Origin of the sequence: Pseudomonas sp. GM21, assembly GCF_000282215.1 — a bacterium.
Taxonomy (GTDB): domain Bacteria; phylum Pseudomonadota; class Gammaproteobacteria; order Pseudomonadales; family Pseudomonadaceae; genus Aquipseudomonas.
The window spans coordinates 69153-79949 of the sequence record NZ_AKJS01000017.1 but is presented as its reverse complement, the minus strand read 5'-3'; the positions used below and the strand labels follow the sequence as shown (position 1 = coordinate 79949).

Annotated in this window: 6 protein-coding genes; 3 read left to right on the top strand and 3 right to left on the bottom strand. The window is 58.2% G+C overall.

Annotated features, from left to right (window positions below; all coding sequences use genetic code 11):
• Nucleotides 1-306: MarR family winged helix-turn-helix transcriptional regulator (locus PMI22_RS24760; protein ID WP_007943340.1), on the top strand; the 306-nt coding region annotated here is incomplete at its 5' end.
• Here PMI22_RS24760 and PMI22_RS24765 read toward each other — a convergent pair.
• Nucleotides 290-2611: a hybrid sensor histidine kinase/response regulator gene (locus PMI22_RS24765; RefSeq protein WP_007943339.1), complete on the bottom strand. Its 2322-nt coding sequence runs from the start codon at nucleotides 2609-2611 to the stop codon at nucleotides 290-292. The genes PMI22_RS24760 and PMI22_RS24765 overlap by 17 nt on opposite strands.
• Nucleotides 2612-2777: 166 nt before the next feature.
• On the opposite strand from PMI22_RS24765, the gene PMI22_RS24770 reads away from it, so the two are divergent.
• Both PMI22_RS24770 and PMI22_RS24775 read left to right on the top strand, forming a co-directional pair.
• Complete coding sequence (locus PMI22_RS24770; protein WP_007943336.1) at nucleotides 2778-3668, top strand: ATP-binding protein; 891 nt, start codon at nucleotides 2778-2780, stop codon at nucleotides 3666-3668.
• Nucleotides 3665-4147, top strand: a complete 483-nt coding sequence (locus tag PMI22_RS24775) for a GAF domain-containing protein (RefSeq protein ID WP_007943335.1) — start codon at nucleotides 3665-3667, stop codon at nucleotides 4145-4147. Before PMI22_RS24770 ends, PMI22_RS24775 begins: the two co-directional genes overlap by 4 nt.
• Here the strand turns inward: PMI22_RS24775 and PMI22_RS24780 are convergent, their stop codons facing one another.
• Together PMI22_RS24780 and PMI22_RS24785 are read right to left on the bottom strand one after the other, a co-directional pair.
• Complete coding sequence (locus tag PMI22_RS24780) at nucleotides 4148-7096, bottom strand: HD domain-containing phosphohydrolase (protein ID WP_007943333.1); 2949 nt, start codon at nucleotides 7094-7096, stop codon at nucleotides 4148-4150.
• Nucleotides 7097-7146: 50 nt separating this feature from the next.
• Nucleotides 7147-10791, bottom strand: a complete 3645-nt coding sequence (locus tag PMI22_RS24785; RefSeq protein WP_007943331.1) for a transporter substrate-binding domain-containing protein — start codon at nucleotides 10789-10791, stop codon at nucleotides 7147-7149.
• Between the last annotated feature and the right edge of the window lie 6 nt (nucleotides 10792-10797).

The window sequence follows — 10797 nt, the reverse complement described above, 5'->3', positions numbered from 1 at the left end:
TGGCAGGAAGCCGCTCCCGAGCAGCCGACGGTCAAGGCGTTGGGCGAACGCCTGGCGCTGGATTCCGGCACCTTGACGCCATTGCTCAAGCGACTTGAGCAATTGCAGCTGGTGCAGCGTCAGCGTTCGGCTCGCGATGAGCGTGAAGTGCACCTGAGCCTTTCACCCTCCGGTAAGGCTCTGCGAGACCAGGTCGGCCCGCTCAAGGCCCGCCTGTTGTGCGACAGCGGGGTGGATCTGGATCGTCTGAGTGATCTGCGTGAAGGCCTTGATCATTTGTTAGGGCAGATCAAGGCGCTGTCGTAGTCGGCACCCACACGTCGAGCAGGGTGGCCAGATCTTCACGGCGCAAGGGCTTGACCAGGTAGTCGTTCATGCCCGCCGCGTGGCAGCGTTCGCGCTCCTCGGACATCGCGTTGGCGGTCAGCGCGACGATGGGCAGCTGCGGCCAGCGCCCGCTGCGGCGGATTTGCCGACTCGCTTCGTAGCCGTCCATTACCGGCATGTTGCAGTCCATCAACACCAGATCGAAGTCACTGAGCTCAAGCTGATCCAGAGCTTCGGCACCGTGGGCGGCGACGATGACTTCACAGCCGAGTTTCCCCAGCATGCCCTTGGCCACCATCTGATTGACCGGGTTGTCCTCGACCAGCAAAACGCGGCCACGCCGCGGGTGGGGCACGACTTCGACCCGCACTTCGTTGGTCATTGTGGTTTGCGGCTGCAAGACTCGCTGCAAGTTCTGGTACAGCGCGTTACGCGCCAGCGGTCGCGCTTGTTGCTGCAAGGGCGCGAGTGCGCTCGCCTGTTCGCTGGGCATGAAGTTGCCATAAGCGGTTACCAGCAAAATCGGTGCGGCAAGGGTGGGGCGCAGACCAAACAGGCATTCGGGGCAATCGGTGATCAGGACATCAGGCTCAATACCCATCAACGAGTCATCCATGGAACGTTGTTGATAGTCGAGCCCCCATGCAGGTAACAGGGTTTTCAGTAGCTCGGCCAGCCCGCTACTGGCGGCGGTGATTGCAAGGACCTTGCCGGACAGCGGTGCCGGGGACATGGCGCGGGTGTGGGCAGGCAGCGGCAGGTCGGCGCAGAACTGGCTGCCGAAACCGGCTTCCGAGCTGATCGTCAGACGCCCCTGCATGGCTTCGCAGAGGTTATGGGTGAGGGCCAGGCCCAGCCCCGTACCGCCAAACTGCCGGGTGATACCGGCACCGGCCTGGGTAAACGGCTGGAAGATCTTGGCCTGGGCATCCAGGGCGATCCCGATACCGGTATCGCAGACCTCGATTCTGACGCCCTCCGCAAACGTAGACAGACGTAAGTCGACCCGTCCGAAGCGGGTGAATTTGAGTGCATTGGACAACAGGTTGCTGACAATCTGCCGCACTCGGGTCGGATCCCCCAGCACCAGCGCCGGAAATTGCGGATCGATCAGGCACGTCAGTTCCACGCTCGGCGCTGCATTCTGGGACAACAGATTGGCGGTGTCTTCGACCAACGAGCCAAGGTCGAACGGAATGTGCTCCAGTTCAAGCTGACCGGCATCGAACTTCGACAGGTCGAGAATATCGTTGAGCAGTTCCACCAGCACTTTGCCTGAGTCATGAGCGATCGACAGTTGTTGCTGCTGCTCGGCAGTGAGCGGGCCGTCCAGCGACAACGCGATCATCCCTAACAGGCCGTTGAGGGGCGTGCGAATTTCATGGCTCATGTTGGCCACAAACACCGAGCGTGCTTCGGCCATATCGATGGCCGTGGTGCGCGCGATCTCCAGCTCCCGATTGGATTGGCTCAGTCTCGCATTGGTTGCCTTGAGCTCTGCGGTACGCGTCGAGACGATGCTTTCCAGTTGACTGAGGTAGTCGGTCAAGCGATTTTCGGCGTTGCGTCGTTGATGGATTTCGGTAGCGGTGTTTTCGAATTGTTCGTTGGCGGCTTTGACCAGAACACCGATTTCATCGTCCTCGTGCCCTGGCGGACATTTCACCCGGGCCGGCTCCACGCTACGCGGATCACGGCCACTGAGTTCGCGAATGACCCGCACCAAGGGTTTGGTCAACATCACGTAGAACAGCGCGAGCAGAATGCCTGTCAGGATCAGGCTTCGAGCGAAGCCGTTGAGCAGCGTCACTTCGGCCCGGCGCAGGAACCGGCTGCCGAAAGCGTAGGTATCGACCTCCAGTTGCAAGGTCCCGAGGGATTCGTTTGGCAGGTGATCGAGAAAGAGCCGGTCTTCGAAGTGCCGATTGGCGCCGAACAGGAAGTCGCTGATCACTCGATAACCGCTTTGCGTGCCTGGACGCTTGACGCTGGCCAGCACGGTATTGCGGTTATCGGTCAGTTTGGCACTGATGATCGCCGGTGAGCGCAGCAGGCCCAGAGTCAGTTCCTGGGCGAGTTCGGCGTCGATGTTGTAGGCGATGCGCGAGGCGGGATTATGGCTGATTTCCAGTAAAGACCGTATTTCGCGGTTGATGGAGGCGTCTTCGCTGGCATAATCGATGCCTATTTGCAGCAGGCTGAGCAGCGTGCCCAGAATGAAACCGACCAGCACAGTAAGCTTGGCTTGCTTGTATGACAGCCGGTGGGTGAATTTGATATCCATGGGGTGTTGAACCACTTCCGTTTTCTTTCGCTGCTCAAGCATAGCCGATCATGCAGGGATACCGGTGTTCTCGCGAACCCTTGAGCAAAGGATGAGCCGGGCACCGAACGCCGTGTATTCGTCGCTGTATCGCCATCATCACTGTGAACATGCCCGAGGAGAAGACGTGGACGCCCGATTGAATGCTTTTCTTGAACGCGCCGATGCTGTTTTGGCCCGGATCGAGCCGCTGCTGCCCGCACCTCGGCAAACCATCGACTGGAGCCAATGCCTGGCTGCGCGCTGGCAACGCGAGGGGCGCAGTGGTTTTCTGTTGCCCCTGCACGTCAGCCTCGATATGCGCCTGTCCGACCTGATCGGTGTCGACCGGCAATTGGAACAATTGGGTCGAAATACCCAACAGTTCATCGACGGCATGCCGGCCAACCATGCCTTGCTCTGGGGCTCGCGCGGCACGGGTAAATCGTCGCTGGTGCGTGCGTTGTTGGCCGAACACGCCAGCGCCGGTTTGCGCCTGATCGAAATCGAGCGCGATCACCTGGCGGACCTGCCACGAGTGGTCGAGCAAATCGGCAAATTGCCGCAGCGCTTCGTGTTGTTCTGCGATGACCTGTCGTTCGAGTCGGGCGAGGGCGATTATCGTGTACTCAAGAGCGTGCTCGATGGGTCCCTTGAGCAGGCACCGGATAACGTCCTGCTTTACGCCACCTCCAACCGTCGTCACCTGGTGCCGGAAAAGGAAAGCGATAACGAAAACTGGAAAAGGGTCGACGGCGAACTGCACCCCAGCGAGGCGGTGGAGGACAAGATCGCGCTGTCGGACCGCTTCGGCTTGTGGCTGTCGTTTTATCCGTTTACTCAGGAACATTTCCTCAACGTTGTCGAACACTGGATCGGTCAACTGGCCGGTAAGGCCGGGCTTGAGTGGCAGCGTGACGACGAGCTGGACATCCTTGCGGTGCGCTGGGCCGGGGGGCGAGGCAATCGCAATGGCCGTTGTGCCTATCAATTTGCCCGCTATTGGGTCGGGCTCAAGCTGTTGGAGCACAAAGCATGATTGATTTACAGAAGAGCGGCCAAGGCCTGGATGGTTACGGCATGATGTGGGCGCAGCTGGAGTCGTTGCTGGCGGACGAGCGTGATTTTATCGCCAATGCTGCACAGTTCTCGGCATTCTTGTTCAACCAGCTCGATGATCTGAACTGGGCCGGTTTCTACCTCAATCGTAACGAAGAGCTGGTGCTCGGTCCGTTCCAGGGGCAGATCGCCTGCGTGCGGATTCCATTTGGTCGCGGCGTGTGCGGGACGGCTGCGTCGACCTTGCAGACGCAATTGGTTGAAGATGTGCACGCCTTTCCCGGTCATATCGCGTGCGACAGCGCCTCGAACAGCGAATTGGTTGTTCCGTTGGTCAAGGACGGTCGTTTGATCGGTGTGCTGGACCTCGACAGCCCGAAACTGGCGCGTTTTAGCGCTGAAGATCAGGCGGGTATCGAGCGGCTGGCGGCGATATTCCTGCGCCTGACCGATTGCTGATCATGCGCTCAATCCTGCCTTGAGCAGCAGGCTTGGCCGGTCAACAGCGTCAATCTGCTGAGGATCGAGGAATCGTTCTGCGTACTGCAGATAAATATGTGCGTTGATGAACAACTCGAACAATTGCGGGTCGATGTGGGCGTCACGGCACATGTTGGCCATGATGCCCAAGGCTTCGCTCAAGGTTTTGGCCTTCTTGTACGGGCGATCGGCAGCGGTCAGCGCTTCGAAAATATCGGCAATCGCCATCATGCGCGCCTGCAGGCTCATCTCTTCACGCTTCAACCGTTTGGGATAACCGGTGCCGTCCATTTTCTCGTGATGGCCACCGGCGATTTCCGCGACGTTGTTGAGGTGCTCGGGAAAGGGCAGGCGGCTGAGCATGAGGATCGTCTGCACCATGTGGTGATTAATGATGTAACGCTCTTCGCGAGTCAGCGTGCCTCGGCTAATGCTCAGGTTGTAGAGCTCGCCCCGGTTGTATTTGTAGTGCGGTACGTCGAGCTTGAAACCCCACGGATTGTCATCCGGGATCAGTTCGCTTTCGGCGCGTTCGAACAGATGCTCGGGTTTGTCTGTCAGCAATGGCTCGCTGACGGGCAGCGTCGGCGCTGGCGTTCGATCCTGGCGGCGGTTCTCTTCCCATGAAACCCCGAGCCGATCATCCAGGGTTCGAGTCCACGTGCGTGAAGCAATGCTGCGCAAGCGTTGCAGATCGGCATCGGCCATGGCTTCGCCGCCCAGATTGCAGCGGGCGATGAACACGAAATCATCGTCCAGTCCCGCCAGAATGGAGTTGCGCAATTCGGCCAGATGGTGCTCGTCACCCCCTTGGGCAATGGCCTGCCAATAATTGATCCAGGCATCGCGCTTGAGCACCTCGAAGCGCATGCGGATCTCGTGGATGCGGTCGTTCAGGGTTTCAAGTTTGGTGGCTTTGTCGACCACGTATTCAGGAGTGGTGACTTTGCCGCAGTCGTGCAGCCACGCCGCGATGTGCAGGGCTTCCCACTCGTCTTCCGTAGGTTGATAGCCGCGAAAGGCCGGCTCCTGACTGGCGGCTGCAGCCTGGGCGATCATCAATGTCAACGCCGGTACCCGCTGACAGTGCCCGCCGGTGTAAGGGCTTTTGGCATCGATCGCGCCAGCCAGCAGTTGAATAAAAGAGTCCAGCAACTGTTTCTGTCTGGCTTGCAGGCGCTGGCTTTCAATACTCACCGCCGCCGCACCCGACACCGCCTGGAGAAATGCAATGCGGTCCGGTCGCAGCTTTTCCAGGTCGTGTTGTGTGCCGCTGTCGGCCAGCAACAGGATCAACAGGCCCACGGTTTCGTTATGCCGGTTGTGTAGCCGGATACCGATCAAATGAACCCGTGGGCTGTCCAGCGCAAGCATCACCTTTTGCAGGTCGGCGGCGCTTTCGAAACTCAGGCTGGTGACGACATTGTCGGTGTTCGACAACTGCTGCAACCACTGAGGGCTCTGTGGGTTGCGGAGTTCGTAGCCTTGAATCCCGAACGCAGGTAATGCCTGGGCGGTCTCGTTGATCACCAGCCCGTGAGGCTCCATGCGGTCGCTATCCTGTTCGCGCAGGTAAATCAGGCCTGCCTGGGCCTGCCCGATTTTCACTGTTTCAAACAACACCCGCTGCAGCAACGGTGCGAAACGGGTCTCGGCACTCAGGCTGTCAGTGATCTGGAAAAAGCTCGCCAGAGTGTCCTTCATGAGTGCCATCGACACGCTCAGTTGGTCGACCTCCAGCACTGGCGATCGTCGGCTGACAGGAAAGTTGAAATTGAAACTACGGATCGCATCGGCTTCCTGCACCAGTGCGCGCAGGGGTTTGACCAGAACTCTGGAAGTGAGCCACCCCAGCGGCAGGCACAACAGCAACGTCGCCAGAGTAATCAGCGCCCCTTGCCTGCGCATGCGGTAGGCATCGACAAGCAATTCATCTTCCGGCACCAACAGCGCCAGCTGCAATCCTTCAGGCCCACCTTCCTTCATGCTGCTGCGGGCGACAATCCATTGGCGACCCGCGACGTCCAGGCGATTACCTTCAGTGGGCCGAGCGAGCAGGGCACCGAGTGCCGGATTCAAATCGGCTGCCTTGACCAAACGTACGGTCTGCTCGTCAACGATCAGCCTGGTGCTGTCGGGATAGGCAACGGCATTACCCTTGCCATCGAACAGGACGATTTCGGTATGCGGGGTCACCACATGTTTGGCCAGCGTCGCCGACAGTTCGGCGAGGGTGAGGTCGGCGCCCATCACGGCGTTCGCGCCGCTGCGGCGGGCCAAGGTAGTGCCAACATCGTGAGTGGAGAAAAACACATAGGGTTCGGTGGTGATTTGGTCCTCATTGCTGCGGGCGCTGCTAAACCAGGCACGTGTGCGCGGATCGAAGGTTTCGTCGGGATTATCCTCGCGGTCGATGAGTGCCAGGTGCTGATCAAAAAACAAAGACTGGGATCGCACCTTTCCACCGTCGGCCGGGTGCTCGATGCTCCAGACTTGATAGGCCGCCGTTTCCGGGGCCTTGGTGAGTGCTTTCACGGCCGGGATGCGCAGGGGACGCACCATGAAAAAGTCGCCATTGCCGTAACCCAGATACAGCGAGGCCAGGTTGGGATTGTCTTTTAGAGATTGGCTAAAGGGCTTCAGCAGCGCGAGCCGTTGCTCCAGTGCCGACGCTTCGGTAGCCGGGTTGTCCACCAACAAGCTCAACAGGTGGCGGATCGGTTCATAGGTGCCTTGCAAATCCAGCCGGACATCCTGCTCGATCCGGTTGAAGAGTTTTTCGCTGCTGGACAGGATGATTTGCGTAGTTTGCCGGTAATTGAAAATGCCCAACACCAAGCTCGTGAGCAGCAGCAGGAAGGTAAACATCACGCTGATATGAACGTGCAACGGAAACCGGCGTTGATCTGCGCGCAGTGGGCTTGGCATACCGGGGTCTCTCCATGAGGGTAAACACACTGCTCAACGTTCAAGCATAGTTAATGCTCCCTCGTTTTGCTTCTGTCGTTGTGCCCTATTTGTTGTTGCAAGGCTTGCTCCAGTTCGAGCATGGCGCGCTCGATGGCTTTGGTGTAATTGGCGACGTTTTCGGGGTGGAAGACTTCTTGGCAGGCAATTTCGAGCGCCTCGCAGCTGTCAATCAATCGACACGCATGGACGATCCGGGCCGCCCCCTTGATTTTGTGGGCGACGTCCAGGAAAGGCTGGCGGTCCTTGCACTGGGACAGCGACCGCAATTGCTCACGGTCCAGACGATTGCTGTTCAGCAGCTCGGACAACAAGCGATGATCCAGCTTCGGATTACCACCGGTGAGCAGTTGCAGGCCTTCGAGGCTGAACGCCGGGACGCGGGCAATCGGCTTGATGCGTTCAATCCACTGCTTCAAGGCCGTCAGACTGAGGGGTTTGAACAGGCAGTCGTCCATCCCGGCCTGTTTGCAGCGTTGTATTTCTTCCGGCTGAGCATTGGCGGTAAAACCCAGCAGAGTGCAGACCGCGCGGGGATGTTGCTGTTCGTGTAGACGAATTGACCGGGCCAGTTCATAGCCGTTCATGATCGGCATGTTGCAATCAACAATGACCAGATCGAACAGCCCGTGCTTCCATGCCTCGAATCCGGCCTCGCCCTCTGCTGCTGCGCTGTAGTGGTGCCCCAAAAACTCCAGTTGCTGACACATGAGCAAACGATTGGCCGGGTGATCGTCGACCACCAGGACGTTCAATGGGGTTGAGGCGGGCTGAACAGGCGCTTCGGCAGTTTTCGGCATCAGCTCTGGTGGCAATGTCGCCAGATGCAGCGATATTTCGACTTGAGTGCCGACACCGGGCTGGCTGCGTAATTGCAGGCTGCCGCCCATCATCTCGCACAGCGTGCGACTGATCACCAGGCCCAACCCGGCACCCCCTCGGCTCGACTGCGCGCTATGGGTCGCCTGAGCGAATGGCTCGAACAGACGCTGTTGATCCTGCTCGCTGATCCCCGTTCCGCTGTCCTTGACCTGCACGCGCAGCAAGACCCGCTCGGGCTCGTCAGTAGCCTGTAACTCAACCACAATCCAGACCTGACCCTGTTCGGTAAACTTGATGGCGTTGCTGACCAGATTGGACAACACCTGCTTGAAGCGCATCGGGTCCAACAGCACATCGTTTGGCGGTTGTGCAGGACTGAAGTCCAGCAACAGGCGGAGGTTTTTCTGTCGGGCCAGGCCGTCGAAGATTCTGACCACCGAAGCCACCGTTTCTCCCAGGTTGACGCGCTCCGGGTTCAGGCTCAGATGCCCGGATTCAATGCGCGCAATATCGAGAATGTCGCCGATCAGCTCCAGCAGGTCTTTCGCCGAATGGTAGGCGACGTCAATGGCGGTGCGGTCTGGATGAGCCGGCTCGATACGTTTGAGGGTCAGTTCCAGCATGCCGATGATTGCGTTCATCGGGGTGCGGATCTCATGACTCATGGTCGCCAGAAAAGTACTTTTGGCTCTGTTCGCCTCATCCGCACGTTCCTTGGCCTCTCGAAGATCTTCGAAAAGTTGTCGCCGTTCGCTGATGTCGATCCAGCCGCCGATGATGCCCTGCACTTCACCGCTCGAGTCCCGGTAAGGTAGAACCCAGTGATAAATCGTCAGCGTGCGACTGCCGATTTGCAGGGTGCGGTCGAGAATCAACGGTGTCCCCTCACTCACGACGCGCTGATAGTCAGCCTGATATTCCTGAGCCTCGAACGCATTGCTCATGCTGCCATGAATGACACTTTTGCCGATGACGTCTTCGTATTTTGTACTGAAGGCTTCCAGGTAACTGTCATTGCAGCTTTGCAGCAATCCCTGCCGATCACGCACGTAGATTGGATGGGGCGTGCCATTGACCAGGGATCGCATGAACTCAAGTTGATCATTCAGCGCGCGTTCGGCCGCTTGACGCTGTTTTATCTGCCGACGCATGTAAGCGTTCCAGGCAACAGACATCAGCAATAGCACACCCGCAGCGAATACCACCTGATAGAACACCCGGTGATAGCTGCGCCAGGTGTTTTGCGCATTCGACGAGTATCCCCGCCAGCGGCTGTTGATAATGCCCAACTCCTGCGGGGTAATACTCAGCAATGCCTTGTCGACTATGGCGCTCAGTTCTTTGGCATCACGCCCTGTTGCGAGTGAGAACGCAGCCTGCTGCGTGCCAAGGGTGGAACTGATCTGAAGGGGCTGCTCGAAGATTCTGGTCGAGATGAAGTAGTTGGCGATCACCAGCGAGTTTACGGCGCCTTCAGCCTTGCCCTCTGCAACTAGCTGCACGGCACTGAAGGTGTCCGGGGTTTCGATCAGATTGACGTGCGGGAACTCCCGACGCAGGTAATCCACCATCGGATTGCCTTGGGCAATCGTCAAGCGCTTGCCCGCAAACTGCGTGAGATCAATCGGGTTATCGGGCACTTTGCGCGTCAGCAACACAAAGGAGTTTTCCAGATACGGGCGGCTGAAGTTCAGTCGCGTTTCACGTAGTGCGCTGGGTAGCAGGGCGCCAATCAAGTCGGCCTGATGATGACTGATTCGCTCGATCATTTCGTCATCGCTTCGGCTGCGCTGGATCTCGAAGCGCAGGCCGGTGCGTAATCTGATCAGATCAAGCAGGTCGGCAGTAACACCCCGAAAGTTTCCGTCGTCATCGAAAAACGTCAGCGGGGCAAACGCCTCATTGACCACTACGCGAACCAGCGGATGTTGCGCCAGCCAACGTTCTTCGCGACTGGTCAATTGCAGCTTGTGATCGGTGAGCAGGATGTCACTGCCTGCACTCCAGCGTTTGGCGATATTTTCTCGCTCGCTGGTGGGGGTGGCACTCAGTATCGCGTTGATGATCCCCAGCAGTTGCGGGTTGTTCTGATGTACGGCAAAGCTGAAGCCGTGGGCTTCATGTTTACCGAAGTTGGCCATCCGGACGTTGTTCAGGTAACCCTTGTTGATCAGGTAATGGGTTGAAATGGTGTCGCCGAGAAAGACATCCGCCTGGTCGAATGCGACAGCGTTGATCGCATTCTGGTACGACGGGAAGGTTGAGATAATTGCCTTTGGATACAGGGTTTTGACTTCTTCCATTGGCAAGTAGTGATACACCATGCTCAGCCGCAACCCGGCAAGGCCATCGGACAGGGATCGGGTTTCTCCTTCCCGTGTCACCAGTACCGGTTGGTCCACGGCGTAAGGAGTGGAAAGTACAAGGTCGGCATTGCGTGCTTCGAACCCATTGGCGCTGCCAAGCATATCTATGTCACCGTTTTCCAGCGCCTCGATCGCGTTGTCTCGGGACGCGTAGCGCTGAACCTTGATGGGCAGGCCGGTGGCCTTGCCAAGTATGCCCGCGTAATCGGCTGTGAAGCCTTCATAGTCGCTGCTGCTATTGGTCAGGTCGAAAGGCGGGTAATCGGGGGCTGAAGTGCCCAGAATGAGTTCACGTTTGTTGTTCAGCCATTGTCGTTGTGATTTATCCAGTTGGACTTCCATGTGACCGACCATTGAGCGACTGAGCAGGGTGTAATGCTCGCTGGCGGAGTGTGTCGCAGACACTGAGGTGCTCAGACATAAGCCAGCAGCTATCAGTATTAGATAATCCTTTAAACGACTGGTCATCCGGAC